Raw genomic sequence first — 18525 nt, forward strand, 5'->3', positions numbered from 1 at the left:
GCACAGCAACGCCATGCTAAAGAAGAAGTGACATTGGATTAATACAAATGAAATTTAGACCAATACAAAATAACAATAGCAAATTGAAAATCGCCAGCTCTCCATTTACTCATAATCAACAATCCACCAGTCAAGTGATGTTGTGGGTAATATTGGCCGCTATTCCAGGTATTCTATGCCAACTCTACTTCTTTGGTTTAGGGACGCTATATCAAATTATCTTGGCAATCATTGTCGCGCTATTGGCGGAGACTATTTGTGTCAAACTCAGAAAAGAAGATCCACTTCTATACCTAAAAGATAATTCCGCCTTACTAACAGGTATCTTACTAGCAATTAGTATTCCTCCTTTAGCGCCTTGGTGGATAATTGTTTTAGGGACATTTTTTGCGGTTGTTATTGCCAAACATATTTATGGTGGATTAGGTCAAAACCCATTTAATCCCGCGATGGTCGGTTATGTGGTGCTATTGATCTCCTTTCCTGTACAAATGACATCATGGATGCCCCCCATTGAATTACAAGCAGTGTCTTATAACTTTATAGATAGCTTAAGTATTTTCTTTACCGGACATACACCCTCAGGACTCACCCTTGAAGATTTAAGACGCTCTGTAGATGGCATTACCCAAGCCACACCACTTGATAGTTTTAAAACTGGATTATTAACCCACTCTATTGATGAAGTATTAGCAACGCCAATCTTACAAGGTGGATTTGCGGGAATGGGTTGGCAATGGGTGAATGTTGCCTATCTGGTTGGGGGCGTTATCTTGTTATATAAACGAATTATTAGCTGGCAAATTCCTGTTGCCATGTTAACGCTACTTGGTGTTTGTTCACTGATCAGTTGGGGGATCGATGCTACTCGTTACTCTCAGCCACTATTACAGCTTTTCTCAGGTGCGACGATGTTAGGGGCTTTCTTTATTGCCACCGATCCTGTTAGCGCCTCCACCACACCAAAAGGGCGATTAATCTATGGTGCAATCATTGGCCTATTAGTGTGGATTATTCGTGTCTATGGTGGTTATCCTGATGCCGTGGCCTTCTCAGTCCTATTAGCTAATATTGCTGTACCGCTTATTGATAGTTATACCCGTCCTCGGGTTTATGGACATTAATGGAGATAATGATGATCGAGATACTAAAACGTCATGGGTTAACATTAGCTATCTTTGCGGCCTGTACCACAGGGTTAACGGCTGTCGTCTATCACTTGACGGCGAATACTATCGCAGAGCAAGCGGCTTTAGAAAAACAGAAATTATTAGACCAAGTGATCCCAACCTCTCTCTACAATAACCATCTCGCGCAAGATTGTTATATTTTGACAGATAAAACATTAGGTAATGAAAAACCACATAAACTTTATGTTGCTCGTTTTAATGGTAAACCTGTCGCCGCCGCATTAGAATCAACGGCACCTGACGGTTATTCAGGGGCGATTGAATTATTGGTTGGTGCTGATTTTAGTGGCAAAGTACTCGGTGTTCGCGTGACAACACATAATGAAACACCGGGGCTAGGTGATAAAATAGAAACGCGTATTTCAGATTGGATTTACTCATTAAGTAACAAGTTTATTACCAGTGCTCATGACTCACATTGGGCGGTAAAAAAAGATGGTGGTGATTTTGACCAATTCACTGGAGCAACTATCACACCAAGAGCCGTCGTTAATGCATCAAAACGCACTGCATGGTTAATACAATCTTTACCTGAAAAATTAGATACCCTTTCAGCTTGTGAGGCGAATTAAAATGAGTATGATCAAAGAACTGTTTTCACAAGGATTATGGAAGAATAACTCTGCTTTAGTTCAATTATTAGGGCTGTGCCCATTACTGGCAGTGTCTTCTACCGCGACCAATGCTTTAGGCTTAGGTCTAGCCACAACATTAGTATTAGTTTGTACCAATGTGGCAGTGTCTAGTTTACGTCGTTGGGTTCCCTCTGAAATTCGTATTCCAATTTATGTTATGATTATCGCATCCGTTGTTAGTGCGGTACAATTGCTTATCAATGCCTATGCTTATGGTTTATACCAATCGTTAGGAATATTTATTCCTCTTATTGTCACTAACTGTATTGTGATTGGTCGTGCAGAGGCGTTTGCAGCTAAAAATGAAGTTTTCCCTTCAGCAATTGATGGCTTTGCTATGGGATTAGGTGCAACAGCGGCACTTTTTGTTTTAGGGGCAATGCGTGAAATATTAGGTAATGGCACTTTATTTGATGGTGCTGATTTATTATTAGGTGAATGGGCGCAAGTATTAAGGGTTGAGATAGTACATTTAGACTCACCTTTCTTACTGGCTATTTTACCACCCGGTGCCTTTATTGGTTTAGGTTTTATGCTGGCCATAAAATACCTGATTGATGAAAAACAGAAAAAACGCGTTCCATCCACGACCAAAACCTATGAAAAAGAACAAGGTTGTGGCAGTCATATTGTTAAAAACTAATTTGTGAGCATAATGAATCAAGCTAAACGTATAGAAATTTTAACTAGGTTGCGGGATAACAATCCGCATCCTACTACTGAGTTAAGATTTAACTCCCCGTTTGAATTATTGATCTCCGTGTTACTCTCTGCACAAGCCACCGATGTTAGTGTTAATAAGGCAACAGCAAAACTTTACCCTGTTGCCAATACACCTCAAGCAATGCTGGAATTAGGTGTTGAGGGGATCAAATCCTATATTAAGACCATTGGCCTATTTAATACAAAAGCTGAGAATGTGATTAAAACCTGCCAAATATTGGTAGATAAACATCATGGCCAAGTTCCTGAAAATAGAGAAGCTTTAGAGGCATTACCCGGTGTCGGTCGTAAAACAGCGAATGTCGTACTTAACACCGCTTTTGGTTGGCCGACCATTGCTGTTGATACACATATCTTTCGCGTGTGTAATCGCACTAAATTTGCACCGGGAAAAAATGTTAATGAAGTGGAACAAAAACTGCTAAAAGTGGTACCGGCAGAATTTAAAGTCGATTGCCACCATTGGCTTATCCTGCATGGTCGTTATACCTGTATTGCCAGAAAACCACGGTGTGGCTCTTGTATTATTGAAGATCTCTGTGAGTATACCGAAAAAACAGATCCACAATAACATTGTGCAAATTTCTCTGTTTTTCTGATGCATATTACTTGCGTCATTACACACAATCGAATAAAACTATTGCCCACTTTTATTATTAAAATTGCCGACTTTCCGGAAAAATATGTTTCAAGACAATCCGCTGCTTGCTCAGCTAAAACAGCAACTCCATGCCCAAACACCGCGCGTGGAAGGCCTTGTAAAAGGGACAGATAAAGGCTTTGGCTTCCTTGAAGTTGATGGTCAGAAAAGCTATTTTATCCCTCCTCCTCAAATGAAAAAAGTGATGCACGGTGATCGCATTATTGCTGCCGTACATACTAATAATGATAAAGAGTCCGCTGAGCCTGAAGAGCTGGTAGAACCCTTTTTGACTCGCTTTGTCGGCCGTGTTCAGAAAAAAGAAGGTGATAATCGTCTATGGATTATTCCTGATCACCCTCTACTCAAAGATGCCATTCCTTGTCGTCCTATAAAAAGCTTAACGCATCCATTTGCCGATCAAGATTGGGCAGTGGCGGAAATGCGCCGACATCCTCTTAAAGGTGATAAACATTTTCAAGCTGAATTAACTGATTTTATTACCGATAAAGATGACCATTTTGCACCTTGGTGGGTGACATTAATGCGTCATCAATTAGAGCGAAATGCACCTGAAGTAGACAGTGAAACATTAACCTTACATGATGATCTACCGCGTGAAGATTTAACCGCGCTCTCCTTTGTGACCATCGATAGTGCTTCAACCGAAGATATGGACGATGCGTTATATATTCGTAAAGAAGAAAATGGTCAACTTTCACTGTATATCGCTATTGCCGATCCAACGGCTTATATTCAGCCTAATAGTGAATTAGATACCATTGCAGCACAACGAGCGCTAACAAACTATCTACCGGGCTTTAATATCCCGATGTTACCTCGTGAGCTATCAGATAATCTCTGCTCATTGCGCCCTAATGAAAAACGCCCTGCGTTAGTCTGCCAAGTGGGTATCATGGAGGATGGTGCATTAACCGATGAGATCCACTTCTACTCAGCATGGGTAGAATCAAAAGCAAAACTGGTTTATGACAATATTTCTGATTGGCTAGAAGGTGAAGAAACACAGTGGGCACCTGAAAATGAGATTGTTCATGAACAAGTCATGCTATTAAAAGAGATGAGCGAGAAACGTCATGTATGGCGTGAACAACATGCTCTCGTCTTTAAAGAGCGTCCTGACTATCGCTTTATTCTTGATGACAGTGGCAACGTATTAGATATCGTGGCGGAAAAACGTCGTACTGCCAACCGTATCGTGGAAGAAGCGATGATCACCGCCAATATTTGTGCGGCAAAGGTACTTAGTCGCAATCTCGGTTTTGGTATTTATAACGTTCATACTGGTTTTGATCCGCTCTATATTGATCAAGTCTCACAAACCTTAAAAGAGCACGGTATTGAAACCAACGCAGATGAGTTATTAACCCTTGAAGGTTTCTGTCGCTTACGTCGTGAACTAGATAATCAGCCAAACCAATTCCTTGATAGTCGTATTCGTCGTTTCCAAAACTTCGCTGAAATAAAAACAGAGCCAGGCCCTCATTTTGGTTTAGGCCTTGAAGCTTATGCGACATGGACATCACCGATCCGTAAATACAGTGATATCTTAAATCACCGTTTATTAAAAGCGATTATCAGCAAAAGTGCGGCAGAAAAACCGCAAGATGAAGATTGTGTTCGTATTGCCGAACGTCGTCGTGCTAACCGTATGGCCGAGCGCGATGTCGGTGATTGGTTATATGCGCGCTTCTTAAAACCTTTTGCTGGCACTGAGAGTACCTTTAATGCCGAAATTATTGATATTACTCGTGGTGGTATTCGGGTACGTTTAGTTGAAAATGGGGCTATTGCCTTTATTCCTGCACCATTTTTACATGCGGTACGTGACGAAATTCAATGTAGTCAAGAAACTGGCTCTGTCATTATTAAAGGTGAAACAGCCTATAAGCTCAACGACATTATTCCGGTACGTATTGAAGATGTGAAACTAGAAACGCGTAATATTGTTGCTCGTCCGATTTAACAGCTATTTAGCGTAATAGATATTATCAAGCTGATAACCTACTCAGGTTATCAGCTTTTTTATTTATTGCATTTTGCGACTCTACAGATATATAAAGTGACACTGTCACTATTGATGCTAGTTTGCTAATAATAAAAATGCGCCGACCTTCAACAAGATAAGCGCACTATATGTAGAATACTAGGCTTCAATCGATGATTGGGGTTGTGATAAAGAACTACCTTAGCCTCCGGCCAATTTCACTTTCATCCCTTTCGCTTCTAAAAAAGATTTAATTAAATCCCGTTTATCACCTTGGATTTCAATTAATCCCTCTTTAACACTGCCACCACAACCACATTTCTTTTTTAATTCAGCCGCTAATTTAGCCAGAGCTGCATCATCCAAATCAATACCGGAGATAACACAAACACCCTTACCTTTACGGCCACTGGTTTGACGTTGGATACGCACAATACCATCACCGGCGGGGCGTGTAGGTTTCTGCTCTTCTTCTTTAATCCGACCAATATCAGTAGAATAAACCAGCCGAGAATTATTATCCATGTTGCACAACACCTTGTATAGAACGATTAATTTGCTGTAAAGTTTCCAGTGGATTTTCACTGCGTGTAATAGGTCTGCCGATCACCATATAATCCACCCCAGCCACTATCGCTTGCTCTGGCGTCATAACTCGACGCTGATCACCCACTTCGCTCCCCGCGGGTCGAATTCCGGGAGTGACCAATAAAAAGTCATCACCACACACTTGTTTAAAACGAGTGGCTTCATGGGCCGAACATACCACACCATCAAGACCACAGGCTTTAGCCAGTAATGCTAAGCGTTCGGCTTGTTCTGCTGGAGTTAGGTTAATGCCCAATTCAGTGAGATCGGATTGATCCATACTGGTCAACACAGTGACAGCGGTTAATAGCGGTGCCTCTTTGCCAAATGAGCTTAAGCTCTCCTTTGCCGCACGCATCATACGACTACCACCACTCGCATGCACATTTACCATCCATACCCCTAAATCGGCAGCTGCGGCAACTGCTCTCGCCACCGTATTGGGTATATCATGAAATTTTAAATCTAAGAAAATATCAAACCCTTGCTGTTGCAATTGCGTTACAAATTGCGGTCCAAAGCGAGTAAACATCTCTTTACCAATTTTAAGGCGACAAGATGAAGGGTCGATACGTTGTGCAAAATCGAGTGCACTTTTTTGGTCTTCATAGTCTAGTGCCACAATAACGGGCGCGCAGGTAGAGCTGGGCGATTTTTTATCACAATCAAATGACATTTTAAGGCCTTTATTTATCAAGAGACTATTAAAAGTGACATCGTCACTGACCATCTAAGCCACGTATCGGCTTAACGGTATCCCAAGAGCGACAGGATGGACAATGCCAATATAATGCATGGGAGGTAAAACCACATTTATGGCAACGGTAATCAGGTTTTGTGCGGATCTGCTCACCGACCATATAACGTAATAAGATCAGACTCTCTTTTGCGCGTCCTTCTTCTGCTTCAGCTAAATGATAGCGCATTAAACGATAGAAAAGTCGCATGGTAGGATGACGTTCTAGTTGGCGATTAATATATAACTGTGCGGCTTCAATGCCCTCTTTCTCTTCAATAATATCGGCAAGATAAAGCTCTGCAATGGCACCGCAATTACTCTCGACACATTGACGTAGATAGGCTTCCCAACGTGCAGGATCACCTTGAGATTGGAAGCATTCAAAAAGCATTGGCAAGGTTTCACTGACCATCTCTTTATCTTGCTCAATTACTTTCATTAATACATCAATGGCTTTATTTTTTTCATCGCGCGCGATATAGATACGACCATACATAATGGAAACACGGGCACAAAGTGGATCCATTTGCCCGGCTTTTTGTAGAAAACTTAGCGCATTATCAAGATTATCACTGCTCATTTCTTGCAATGCGAGTTCACAATAGAAATGAGCAATTTGCTCTTTAAGTTCATGTTGACCAAGTTTTACCAATTTCTCTGCGGTTTCTATCGCCTTACCCCAGTCACTGGTAAGTTGATAAATGGCTAGGAGGGATTGTAATGCACTTTGACGAAAATCCTGCTCATCAATCAGCTGTAAAAACATATGTTCAGCGCGATCATAAACCCCTGCTGCGACATAATCACGGCCAAGTTGCTGAATAGCGAGAAGACGTTGTTCAAAAGAGAGTGCCGCGCTCTCCATTAACGATTGGTGAATACGAATCGCACGTTCAACTTCACCACGAGAGCGAAATAGATTACCTAAAGTAAGATGTGCTTCAAAGGCTGAGCTATCCTCTTTAAGCATTTCAAGGAACAGATCAACCGCTTTGTCTTGTTGATCAGAAAGTAAAAAGTTAACCCCTGCCACATATTCACGTGACAGGCGATCGGCATTTTGCTGTTTATCCTGTTGCGCACCACGACGCCCCATATACCAGCCATAAGCCGCAGCGACCGGTAATAACAGAAACAGCAACTCAAGCATCTATTCTCGTCCTTATTTTACAGTAGAAACGGCTGTAGAACGATTTTCTTGGCTTTCTTGTTTGGTTTGCTCACTTTCAAGGCGCTTAATTTTACGCTTTGCTCTTACTAATGATAAACGTACTCGCAAGTAAAAAACGCCACTGACGATCCAGCCCAGTACAAAACCAACACCAAACAGCGTGGCTAATAAAGTAGAGATACGATATTCACCTTGAGCAATAAGATAATTGAAGGTGATCACCTGATCATTATTTGAACCTAACGTCATGGCTATTACGACAATAGCTAGCACCAGAACAACCAAAATAAAAAGTAGAACTTTCTTCACATTATTTCCTTTTTATTCTCTTTTCTTTGGATAAGGGATAAAGGTAGCATTTTCACCACTCACAAAGAAAGTCATTTCTTAGAATCATCTGATTTTCGTATATTTTTTCACATAAATAGTGAAAAATAAATTCGCTATCTCAAAAAGAAAAACGATTATCAAGGTTTTAACAACAATCGTCGTTCAATCATCCAAAATGCACACCACACCAACACAGCACTAATCAGAATACCGACAATCACATCAGATGCCCAGTGCATACCTAATATTATTCGTCCGACAGTCACATCAATACCCCATAATATCCCTAAGCTGGCTAAAAAATAATGACGTCGTAACATACACAGCACAAACACAAATAAAGCCAGTGTTGCAGAGAATAAGCTGTGTCCAGAAGGAAAGGCATAACCGGTTTCTGCTCGCCAATGGCTTAATTGCCATTGAGGGATCAGAGACGAATGAGATAATCCATTATGCAACAGTTGCTCACGCTCAGGACGAGACACTTGGTAAAAATGTTCTGGTGATATTGATAGTTGGTTACTGACCCAAACCACATAAGGTCGTGGCTCTTTAACGCTATTTTTTACAACCACTTTGATCAACTGCCCCAACATCAAAGTCGCGACCATAATAATTGCCAACTGAATAAATGCTTTTTTAGGTAGTTTAAGAATAAAAAAGAGCAAAACAAGGCAAAGTAATATAGTTAAAGCTCCCCAAGGTTTAGCCGCACTATTGGCTATCCATAAAGTGCTTTCGCCTCCCAGAGGATGTGCTGATGGTTGCCATTGCCATCCCAGAATAAGCACCACAATAGGTACAATCAAAAGCAATCCACTTCCTAAAAGCATCAATACTGATATTTGCTTATTCAATCTATTTGTCCTTATCTATTCTGTATGCACTGTTTTTATTTACTGATGATTAACTGATATAAATGATTAGTATAAACAATACCAGTTTAGCAATAAATAATTATGCAAGTAGGCTTAAAATCTGATAATTTGTTTAGGTGTGATTTATTAAGTGTGTGTGATCAAATTCCCTGCCGATTTAGACAAGGAACCATTTCAGTGTTTTATTTCTCTTTGTCCTCGTTATAAAGTGTATAATCTTGAACGAGAGTATCACCTGAAATTATGAGTCAAAAATAATGAAATTAAGACGTATCGCAGAAGCAAAACTCCCTACTCCTTTTGGTGAGTTTTTAATGGTGGGTTTTGAAGAAATTGCCACAGGAAAAGATCATGTTGCCCTCGTTTTTGGTGACATTTCTGGCACAAAACCCGTTTTATCCCGTATTCATTCTGAATGTTTAACTGGCGATGCACTATTTAGCCTGCGTTGTGATTGTGGTTTTCAGCTAGAAGCTGCCCTTTCACAAATTAGCAAAGAAGGCCGTGGTGTATTACTTTATCATCGCCAAGAAGGTCGCAATATTGGTTTACTTAATAAAATCCGCGCTTATGCATTACAAGACCAAGGATTAGATACTGTCGAAGCTAATCTAAAGTTAGGATTTAAAGCCGATGAGCGCGACTTCACCCTTTGCGCTGATATGTATAATCTATTAGGCATACATGAAGTACGATTATTAACCAATAATCCAAAGAAAATCGAAATAATGAAAGAAGCTGGGATCAACGTGGTGGAGCGTGTTCCATTAATCGTAGGACGTAATCCAAGTAATGCTCATTATCTTGATACTAAAGCGGATAAAATGGGACATATGTTATTTAAAAAAGCGCAATAACATAAATATTGGATAGATTATAAAATTATTATTCAATCCGGGTGATTTAGCCCGGATTTTATTTTCCTGCACTTATCCCATCAAGCTACTGACTATTTTTCACGATGATTTTTTTATCCTTTAATTATTAAATTATATCATGTGAAATTTTATCATATGGCAAGCTGTTGACTCTTCAACTGGCTTTAAGCTATTTATAACTAAATAATTTTTAATAGGAATAGCATAATGCCATTACATTTTTCTGGTAGGATTTTTGCGTCTCTTTTATTAGCTGGGACACTATTAACAGGTTGCGATAACAATGATAACAACCGTTATGCAATTAAAGTGGGGGTGATTAATGGTGCAGAGCAAGATGTGGCAGAAGTCGCTAAAAAAGTGGCTAAAGAAAAATATGGTTTAGAGGTTGAGCTGGTGGGTTTTAGTGGCTCATTGTTACCTAACGATCCCACTGCAAACAAAGAATTAGATGCCAATGTGTTCCAACATCGCCCTTTCCTTGAGCAAGATAATCGTTCTCGTGGTTATAACCTCGTCGCGGTAGGCAATACCTTTGTTTTTCCTATGGCGGGTTATTCAACCAAAATTAAACATCCTCAAGAATTAAAACCCGGTGATACAATAGCACTGCCCAATGATCCAACCAACTTGGGGCGCGCATTATTATTGCTACAAAAAGAGAAACTGATCACCTTAAACCCTGACAGTGGCCTATTACCCACAACACTCGATATTATTGATAATCCACTTAAATTAAATATTATGCAATTAGAAGGTGCGCAACTACCTCGAGTATTAAACGATCCCCAAGTAACAGTTGCGATAATTAGCACAACTTATATCCAACAAATTAATTTATCACCAACCAAAGACAGTATTTTTATTGAAGATAAAAGTTCACCTTATACTAATATTATTGTTACAAGAGAAGATAATAAAGAAGCAGAGAATGTACGCGATTTTATTAAAGCCTACCAGTCACCCGAAGTGGCAACAGCCGCTGAGACTATTTTTAAAGGTGGTGCTATTCAAGGGTGGTAAACACGACTTATAATTTATCAGGTCACTTATAATAAGTGACCTATTTATTAATAGTTATGACCCAAAATAAAACTTTAATTTATTATTTTCATCTGCTTTAATTGATACTTGAAGATCATTACCATATTGATCATATATAATACAATTCATTTCTTCATCTTTCCTACTGGATGTAAACGCTTTTCCATATTCTATACTATAGCTCCAGAAACATACCCCATCCTCATCATTTGCTGATGTGACCGGAATTAAAGTATCTGGTTTAAAATGGAATTCCTTAGTGTAATAATGAGGCTTTAATGGAATTTTTTTAATATATTTATCAGTCGATGTGCTAATAATCTGATAATGACCTTTTTGAAAATAATGAAAAGATTTATTTTCTTCATACTCTACACTCTTAGTTATCGTTCTATTATTACCGTTAAACCTTAGATAATATTTCGTCAAGACATCACCTGATGTTTCTACATCTTTTTCTATTCTAGGATTTACCAGCGGTTCTATGTCTACATCTGCTTCTGTAAATATTTTTTTTGGTGCAACGTCCAGAATGATAAAATTTAAATAATCACTGTAATTATTTTTAAAGGCTGTAGTATACTCTTTTCCTTTAATGTGAGTCTGTGCACAAATTCTAAAGGTATCTATCACTTTATTAACAGAAAGATAAATAACACAAGTAGATGCATCAGGGGAGTTCAATGTTGCTTCTTCACTGCTTGGAAATACAAATCCATTTTCTTTATCAGATAAAGAAATATCATTGCGGTCAATAGTAAGATTTTTTTCATTTACAATATGTGTATTTCTATAAATATCTTCTTTGGCTATTTTTATGATACGACCATTTTTATCTAAAGCCTCTATATAAATAGTAATAGGTACCTGATGTCTACCATTAACATATGCAGTCGCTGTACTGTTATATCTATTAATATAAATATAAAATGCTCTTAGTTCATCAATATCATCCCAAGAGCCAAATTGGCTCTTAATAACCTCACCTTTCGATACAATTGTATTTCCCTCAACAGTCGCATAACCAGTCACCCAACCATTTTATTCAACTATTGCATCACCACGAACAATAGCATATTCTGATACTTTAGCATTATCTTTAATAACAGCATTATCATATATTACAGCATCGTCAGATATTCTCGCATTATCTTTAATAACTGCATTATCATATATTACAACATCATCAGATATTGTCACATTATCTTCCACTAGCACATTACCATAAATCTCTGCATTGTCTTTTACTTTACTATTTCCCTTAACTATTGCATTACCGTAGATCTTCACATTATTTCTTATAATTGCATTATCTGTGACTTTAGCATTACCAAATACCATTACATTATCAAAAATAAAACAATTATCATCTCTACTTAAATTACTTTCATTTTCTATCCATCCTCCTGGACTATCTGTATACACTCTTCTAATTCTATATAAAGTAACACCATTATATTCTTTTGTTTCACTCGTTATTTTATATTTCTTCATAAACACCTCCATAATAACACCCTGTTAATATTGTTATATTAACTTGATACTCATTAAAAATACGTTTAGCATTTAATGGTTAGTTTATAGTATTAGATGAAATCATTTGTCGATATTATGAAATATAAAAATATTCTATTATAAAAAAGAAAGCGAAGAATTAATTCATCATTCTTCGCCAACTAATTAATACTTACTAAATTATTTTACAACATATTACGAATAACATAATGCAAGATCCCGCCATGTTCAAAATAAGCCAGCTCAGTTTGCGTATCAATACGACAACGAGCCATAATAGTTTCTTGGCGACCATCTGCAAAAGTAATATTGACAGCGACATCTTGACCCGGTGTTAGCGAATTAAGCCCCGTTATCTCAATTTTTTCATCACCTTTGAGCCCTAAAGTCTGGCGTGATACACCGTTAGGAAATTCTAAAGGTAATACTCCCATACCAATCAAATTAGAACGGTGAATACGTTCAAACGATCCGGCTATCACCACTCGCACACCTAATAATCGTGTACCTTTGGCGGCCCAGTCACGGCTAGAGCCTGATCCATATTCATTACCGGCAATAATGGCTAAAGGCGTATTTTCTTGCTGATAACGCATCGCCGCATCATAAATGGCTAACGTTTCTCCCGTTGGAATATGTTTTGTAAAGCCCCCTTCGATCCCCGGCACCATTTCATTACGAATACGGATATTTGCAAAAGTTCCTCGCATCATAACTTCGTGATTACCACGTCTTGAACCGTAAGAGTTAAAGTCTTTTGGTTCAACACCATGCTCTCGAAGATAACGCCCAGCAGGGCTATCGGCTTTAATATTCCCAGCAGGTGAAATATGATCGGTGGTCACCGAGTCACCTAATATGGCTAAAATACTGGCTTGGTGAATATCTTTAATCGCCTCAGGTGTTTTTGTCATACCTTCAAAAAAAGGAGGATGGCGAATATAGGTAGAATCAGGTTGCCAAGCATACACCGGGGTATCTTGTATTTTTAGTGATTGCCAAGTTTCATCACCATCAAATACCGCAGAATACTCTTTATGGAACATCTGCGTTTTTACTTTTTCCACCGCATCGGCAATGGCTTTACTGTCAGGCCAAATATCTTTCAAATAGACTGGATTGCCCTGCTTATTTTCACCTAATGGCTCTTTGGTCAAATCAATATTCATATTACCAGATAGCGCATAAGCCACGACTAAAGGAGGAGAAGCAAGCCAGTTGGTTTTCACTAAAGGATGGATACGACCTTCAAAGTTACGATTACCCGATAATACAGCGGCTATAGTTAAATCATTATCTTTAATCGCCTCTTCAATCGGGGCTAATAAAGGCCCTGAATTACCAATACATGTGGTACAACCATAACCAACCAAATTAAAACCAAGTTTATCTAAATAAGGTGTTAATCCTGCCAGTGCTAAGTAGTCTGTCACCACTTTAGAGCCGGGGGCTAGTGACGATTTGACCCATGGCTTACGCTGTAGGCCTTTTTCTACCGCATTTTTAGCCAGTAGACCTGCAGCCATTAAGACATTAGGGTTAGAGGTATTGGTACATGAGGTGATCGCTGCAATTACTACCGCACCATCCGTTAAGGTAAAAGGAGGCTGATTATCAATGGTGACCTGAGGATATTGAGCAAGAGGTTTTTTATTTGTTTCAAGCTCTACAGCAGCTTTAAATGCTTTTGGTACATTCAGCAAATTAACTCTATCTTGTGGACGTTTAGGGCCAGCAAGACTTGCTTCCACAGTACCCATATCTAACGATAAGGTTGAGGTGAAAATGGGTTCATCACCGGCATGACGCCATAAGCCTTGCTCTTTACTATAGGCTTCAACTAATGCAATTTCTTGCTCTTCACGCCCGGTAAGGCGTAAATAATCTAGTGTAATTTCGTCAATAGGAAAGAAGCCACAGGTTGCACCATATTCAGGTGACATATTGGCAATCGTCGCTCGGTCAGCAAGAGGTAAAGATGCTAGTCCATCACCATAAAACTCAACAAATTTCCCTACCACACCATGTTGACGTAACATTTGCGTTACGGTTAATACTAGGTCAGTCGCTGTGATCCCCTCACGTAGTTTACCCGTTAATTTAAAACCTACCACATCAGGGATCAGCATTGAAATCGGTTGGCCTAACATCGCAGCTTCCGCCTCAATGCCACCAACGCCCCAACCCAACACGCCCAGACCATTGATCATAGTAGTATGTGAATCGGTTCCAACCAAAGTATCAGGGTAAGCAATATGTCGGCCATTTTGTTGTTCAGACCATATCGCTTTACCTAAATATTCTAAGTTAACCTGATGGCAAATGCCCGTTCCAGGAGGTACTACACGAAAACGTTCAAACGACTGTTGCCCCCAACGTAAAAAGAGATAACGCTCATAGTTACGCTGCATTTCAATTTCAACGTTTTTCTCAAAAGCATCATCACTGGCATATTTATCAACCATCACCGAATGGTCGATAACCAAGTCAACAGGAGAAAGTGGATTAACTTTTTCTACATTTCCCCCCAAAGATTTTACGGCTTCACGCATAGCGGCTAAATCAACAACGGCAGGTACACCCGTAAAATCTTGCATTAATACTCTTGCTGGGCGATAGGCAATTTCACGGGAGGCGTGGGCATTTTTTTGCCAATCCACCAATGCCTTAATATCATCTTCAACAACCGTATCATCATCAAGATAGCGGACTAAATTTTCTAGCAGAACCTTTAACGATTTAGGGAGACGAGTGATATCCCCTAATTGACGAGCAACTTCAGAAAGACGGTAATACTCATATTGATGAGTACCTACAGAGAGCGTAGAAAGACTCTCCTTTTTCAGACGTAACGACATAGCTCCTCTCCTTCTTATTTTTATGCTGACAGCAATCACAAACTATCAAAATAGGTAAGGTTATCTATTAACCATATCATAGAAAGAGAAATTTCGCTTACGGACCACACGATTTGTTAATATGATGTTATTGAGATTATATTACTAATAAAACTTAATCTCTTTCTTTTAACTTAATTAGGATTTAATGGGGGTATTATTGCAAATAAAGGATAATGTATATGAACAATCAACAAGCCGAACAACTAAAAAAGATTATGATGGCTGATAGTTATTTTGCACAACCTATTACGCCCCCTTTTCCACAGCCTTTAGCAATAAAATCATTACAACAGACACTTAATATCAAAGATACAGAAGGACTTGTTCAATTTATTATCGCTTCACCTAAACGTTTTAACGAATCAGAAAAAATGATCATGACACAACTGAAAGATATACAAATTGCCTTAATCTCTATTATGTCGAATCATCTTTCAGTATTGAAAAAAGAAGATAGTGAAGCTTATTATCAACCAGAGCATTGGCTAGAAACCCTTAATCATTTGCCTTTGCTTAGCCGTAATAAAGTTGAAAGCAAACGACTTGATAAGCAAACATTTGATTTTTCAATTGCTCAAGCCTTTGTGCAACTGTTATTAGGTGCAGCCATTAATGCAGCTTCACCGTCATTAGCCGAGTTTATCGATTTTTTACGCAATCAGGGACAACAAATTGAACTAGGAATACGCCAATCCTTTGATAGCTATAAAACGATAACTATTGCAGGTGTGACGGAAATCCTTAATCATAATAATCAGCTTATTTTTGTACCTAAATTAAAAATAATGAGTCTACGTTTCTCACATCGAACAGCCAAAATGTTATTAGCCAGTTGTTCGGGGCGAAAATTTACGATTTCAGTAGAATACACAACAATCACCTCAATTTTTGATATTGGTGCACTTAATGATCCGCTGATTAATCGACAATTTTATGCTTTTTTAAATAAGTTTCGTCAGTTGAGTATTACTCAATCTGATTCATTTTTTAGTGGGGACTTTTTATTGCAATAGCATTAATGTTATAAGTTACATAATGGTAAAAGGCGGGATAATATACCCGCCTTTGCGTATTAAACTAAAGGTAACTCGATATCTTTAAATAACTCTTCAATTTCTTCATTGGTGCGTAAAGCTGTCGCTTGTTCCACCAAATTACGTGTTAGATGTGGGGCAAAACGCCACATAAAGTCATACATATAACCGCGTAAAAAACCACTACGTCGAAATGCAATTTTTGTGGTGCTATAACTAAATTTATCACGCATATCAATAGCGACTAAATCGCTATCAAGCATCGGATCAAATGCCATACTCGCAATCACACCAATACCTAAGTGTAGCCTGACATAAGTTTTTATTACATCCGCATCCGTTGCAGTAAAAACAATTTTAGGCTTTAAACCCACTTTACCAAAGGCTTCGTCAAGATCAGAGCGCCCAGTAAAACCATGGGTATAAGTAACGATATCGTAAGTTGCAAGCTCTTGTAAGGTAACTTCACGCTTTTGCGCCAATGGGTGATCTTTAGTTACCACCACAATACGATTCCAACGATAACAAGGTAACATCACTAAATCGTTATACAGATGTAGTGATTCTGTCGCTATAGCAAAATCACTTTTACCACGGCAAACATCTTCTGCAATTTGTGTCGGTGAACCCTGATTCATATGTAATGACACTTCGGGATAACGTTCTATAAAACCTTTAATCACTGGGGGTAAAACATAACGCGCTTGTGTATGAGTGGTGGCAATAGAAAGCGAACCGCGATCAGGATAAGTGTGTTCCCCTGCAGCCGAACGGATAGCTTCTGTTTTGGATAATATCTCACGAGATAATCTGACAATTTCTTCCCCCGCTGGCGTCACATGTGTTAAGTGCTTACCACTGCGAGAGAATATTTGTATACCCAACTCATCTTCTAGCATACGAATTTGTTTACTGATCCCCGGCTGAGAGGTATATAAACGCTCTGCTGTCGTTGAGACGTTTAAATCGTTATTCACCACTTCAACGATATAACGCAACTGTTGTAATTTCATAGAAGCACGATCCCTTTACAAAAGACTTATTATTCTGTTATTCCGCTCATATTCATATAACTAAAAAGAATAATAAATAAGCAATATATAACCACTATATCACTTATTTCATTTCGGTCTAACGTAATTAATAAGGTTATTTAGGTTTTATTATATCGAATAGTTATAAGCTATAAAAATCGGTAGAAATCTTGCTATCTCTGGATGGTCTTGATTGTATTGTGATAATAACAATTTACTGATTCGATTTGCTGTTAAAACCACTGTACTATTGCCTAGTAAGCGTTGGAAAGTACAGTAAACGGTCAGGAGCAACAGAATCATATTTAACGTAATGTACATACATAGAAGATGATCACCATCGAAGGTTAGCTCATATCAAATAAATCTATAAGATTGCATAGTTAAATTAAATAGTTGAACTAGATAGTAACCTATTGATTAATCAATATATCGAACAAAAGAAGTAAACGCTTTTTCATCACTATTCTCGATTATTTCATTAAAACTAATCATTCCAGTATAAATAGAAAAGGTTGGATCTTTAATGCTCCCATTAGGAAAAATAACTTTTTCATCTTTTGAGATAGTCGTGGTTAGTTTAGGTTCAACTTTATAATTAAAATAGATTTCTCCATCTGATTTATTGGATAACTTTCGTTCACCTTCCGTGCTTGATGGTGAATAATAGATGGATTGCTCATTCTTGCCTTCTACTATAATAGGGGCTAATGTGGTAAATAGTTCTATTTTTGAATGCTTATCATCGGTGATTGGAATAACTTCACTAATTCGCATATATCTTTTGTGAATGGTAGAAACTGGTGATAATTCTATTTTTACTAACTTCCAATTACACCATCCCCCTCCATCAATAGGCACGATATAGGTCGCGGTTTTATTATCCTCTGCTATTTTACGCTCTACCTCTACTTTTTGTGTTAAAGAGGAGTAAGAGACTTCGGTATAATCAGAATTAAAATGAGAACGTTCACACTTATTAGATGTATAAGTACCAATAACTTCCACTGCTGTTTCAGGTGAAATAGTTGAATAAACCGTGATTTTTTTGCCATCATTATTCATATTGACGGGAAATTTATTATCAAGATATATATTGATAAGCCCACTACAACCACCTAACAATAGATAAGGGATAAGAACAAATAATTTAATCATTGTCATTAGCATATTTGAACCTTTTCATCGCCGTTATGCCTTCTGGCATCAATAATGTGG

At 38.4% G+C, this 18525-nt stretch carries 18 protein-coding genes; 8 read left to right on the plus strand and 10 right to left on the minus strand.

All coding sequences use genetic code 11. The features are described 5' to 3' along the window. Nucleotides 1-47: 47 nt before the first annotated feature. From rsxD to HMPREF0693_RS01705, 5 genes are all read left to right on the plus strand, one after another. The gene (gene rsxD / locus HMPREF0693_RS01685) at nucleotides 48-1124 is read left to right on the plus strand and encodes an electron transport complex subunit RsxD (RefSeq protein ID WP_004243022.1); all 1077 of its coding nucleotides are present in this window, start codon (nucleotides 48-50) and stop codon (nucleotides 1122-1124) included. 11 nt (nucleotides 1125-1135) lie between these two features. Next, nucleotides 1136-1762: an electron transport complex subunit RsxG gene (rsxG, locus tag HMPREF0693_RS01690; RefSeq protein WP_036932131.1), complete on the plus strand. Its 627-nt coding sequence runs from the start codon at nucleotides 1136-1138 to the stop codon at nucleotides 1760-1762. A gap of 1 nt (nucleotide 1763) precedes the next feature. Then, nucleotides 1764-2468: an electron transport complex subunit E gene (locus HMPREF0693_RS01695; protein WP_004243024.1), complete on the plus strand. Its 705-nt coding sequence runs from the start codon at nucleotides 1764-1766 to the stop codon at nucleotides 2466-2468. A gap of 12 nt (nucleotides 2469-2480) precedes the next feature. Then, on the plus strand, nucleotides 2481-3119 hold the full coding sequence (gene nth / locus HMPREF0693_RS01700; RefSeq protein WP_004243025.1) for an endonuclease III: 639 nt from the start codon (nucleotides 2481-2483) through the stop codon (nucleotides 3117-3119). Between the two features lie 112 nt (nucleotides 3120-3231). Next, nucleotides 3232-5175, plus strand: coding sequence for an exoribonuclease II (locus tag HMPREF0693_RS01705; RefSeq protein ID WP_004243027.1), 1944 nt, complete (start codon nucleotides 3232-3234; stop codon nucleotides 5173-5175). Nucleotides 5176-5397: 222 nt separating this feature from the next. Here the strand turns inward: HMPREF0693_RS01705 and yciH are convergent, their stop codons facing one another. The 5 genes from yciH to pgpB all read right to left on the minus strand — a co-directional run bounded on the left by yciH (nucleotide 5398) and on the right by pgpB (nucleotide 8881). Then, nucleotides 5398-5721 carry a stress response translation initiation inhibitor YciH gene (yciH, locus tag HMPREF0693_RS01710; RefSeq protein WP_004243028.1) on the minus strand — a complete coding sequence of 108 codons (324 nt, stop codon included), beginning with the start codon at nucleotides 5719-5721 and terminating at the stop codon, nucleotides 5398-5400. Beyond that, entirely contained in the window at nucleotides 5714-6460 is a 747-nt protein-coding gene (pyrF, locus tag HMPREF0693_RS01715) for an orotidine-5'-phosphate decarboxylase (RefSeq protein ID WP_004251116.1), read from the minus strand. The genes yciH and pyrF overlap by 8 nt, the downstream gene beginning before the upstream one ends. Before the next feature lie 43 nt (nucleotides 6461-6503). Further along, nucleotides 6504-7673, minus strand: coding sequence for a lipopolysaccharide assembly protein LapB (gene lapB / locus HMPREF0693_RS01720; RefSeq protein WP_004243030.1), 1170 nt, complete (start codon nucleotides 7671-7673; stop codon nucleotides 6504-6506). Between the two features lie 12 nt (nucleotides 7674-7685). After that, nucleotides 7686-8003 (minus strand): LapA family protein, encoded by a 318-nt coding sequence (locus tag HMPREF0693_RS01725; protein WP_004243031.1) that lies wholly within the window; start codon nucleotides 8001-8003, stop codon nucleotides 7686-7688. Nucleotides 8004-8161: 158 nt separating this feature from the next. After that, the gene (gene pgpB, locus HMPREF0693_RS01730; RefSeq protein WP_004248109.1) at nucleotides 8162-8881 is read right to left on the minus strand and encodes a phosphatidylglycerophosphatase B; all 720 of its coding nucleotides are present in this window, start codon (nucleotides 8879-8881) and stop codon (nucleotides 8162-8164) included. A 278-nt stretch (nucleotides 8882-9159) separates the two neighbouring features. Here pgpB and ribA point away from each other — a divergent pair, with 278 nt between their 5' ends. Together ribA and HMPREF0693_RS01740 are read left to right on the plus strand one after the other, a co-directional pair. Continuing rightward, on the plus strand, nucleotides 9160-9759 hold the full coding sequence (ribA, locus tag HMPREF0693_RS01735; RefSeq protein ID WP_004243033.1) for a GTP cyclohydrolase II: 600 nt from the start codon (nucleotides 9160-9162) through the stop codon (nucleotides 9757-9759). Nucleotides 9760-9987: 228 nt separating this feature from the next. Beyond that, entirely contained in the window at nucleotides 9988-10803 is an 816-nt protein-coding gene (locus HMPREF0693_RS01740) for a MetQ/NlpA family lipoprotein (protein WP_004243034.1), read from the plus strand. A gap of 54 nt (nucleotides 10804-10857) precedes the next feature. Here the strand turns inward: HMPREF0693_RS01740 and HMPREF0693_RS01745 are convergent, their stop codons facing one another. The 3 genes from HMPREF0693_RS01745 to acnA form a co-directional block, all read right to left on the minus strand. Next, nucleotides 10858-11856, minus strand: a complete 999-nt coding sequence (locus HMPREF0693_RS01745; RefSeq protein ID WP_004243035.1) for a hypothetical protein — start codon at nucleotides 11854-11856, stop codon at nucleotides 10858-10860. Between the two features lie 9 nt (nucleotides 11857-11865). Next, on the minus strand, nucleotides 11866-12318 hold the full coding sequence (locus HMPREF0693_RS19390; RefSeq protein WP_237612757.1) for an LbetaH domain-containing protein: 453 nt from the start codon (nucleotides 12316-12318) through the stop codon (nucleotides 11866-11868). A 206-nt stretch (nucleotides 12319-12524) separates the two neighbouring features. Then, a complete protein-coding gene (gene acnA / locus HMPREF0693_RS01750) occupies nucleotides 12525-15197 on the minus strand; it encodes an aconitate hydratase AcnA (RefSeq protein WP_017827691.1) in 2673 nt (890 codons plus the stop codon). Nucleotides 15198-15418: 221 nt separating this feature from the next. On the opposite strand from acnA, the gene HMPREF0693_RS01755 reads away from it, so the two are divergent. Next, a complete protein-coding gene (locus tag HMPREF0693_RS01755) occupies nucleotides 15419-16252 on the plus strand; it encodes a hypothetical protein (protein ID WP_004248113.1) in 834 nt (277 codons plus the stop codon). 59 nt (nucleotides 16253-16311) lie between these two features. Here the strand turns inward: HMPREF0693_RS01755 and cysB are convergent, their stop codons facing one another. Then, nucleotides 16312-17286 (minus strand): HTH-type transcriptional regulator CysB, encoded by a 975-nt coding sequence (gene cysB / locus HMPREF0693_RS01760; RefSeq protein ID WP_004243041.1) that lies wholly within the window; start codon nucleotides 17284-17286, stop codon nucleotides 16312-16314. A gap of 441 nt (nucleotides 17287-17727) precedes the next feature. Next, a complete protein-coding gene (locus HMPREF0693_RS01765) occupies nucleotides 17728-18477 on the minus strand; it encodes a hypothetical protein (RefSeq protein ID WP_036932135.1) in 750 nt (249 codons plus the stop codon). Nucleotides 18478-18525 lie beyond the last annotated feature (48 nt).

The sequence above is a fragment of the Proteus mirabilis ATCC 29906 genome (genome assembly GCF_000160755.1).
Lineage (GTDB): Bacteria > Pseudomonadota > Gammaproteobacteria > Enterobacterales > Enterobacteriaceae > Proteus > Proteus mirabilis.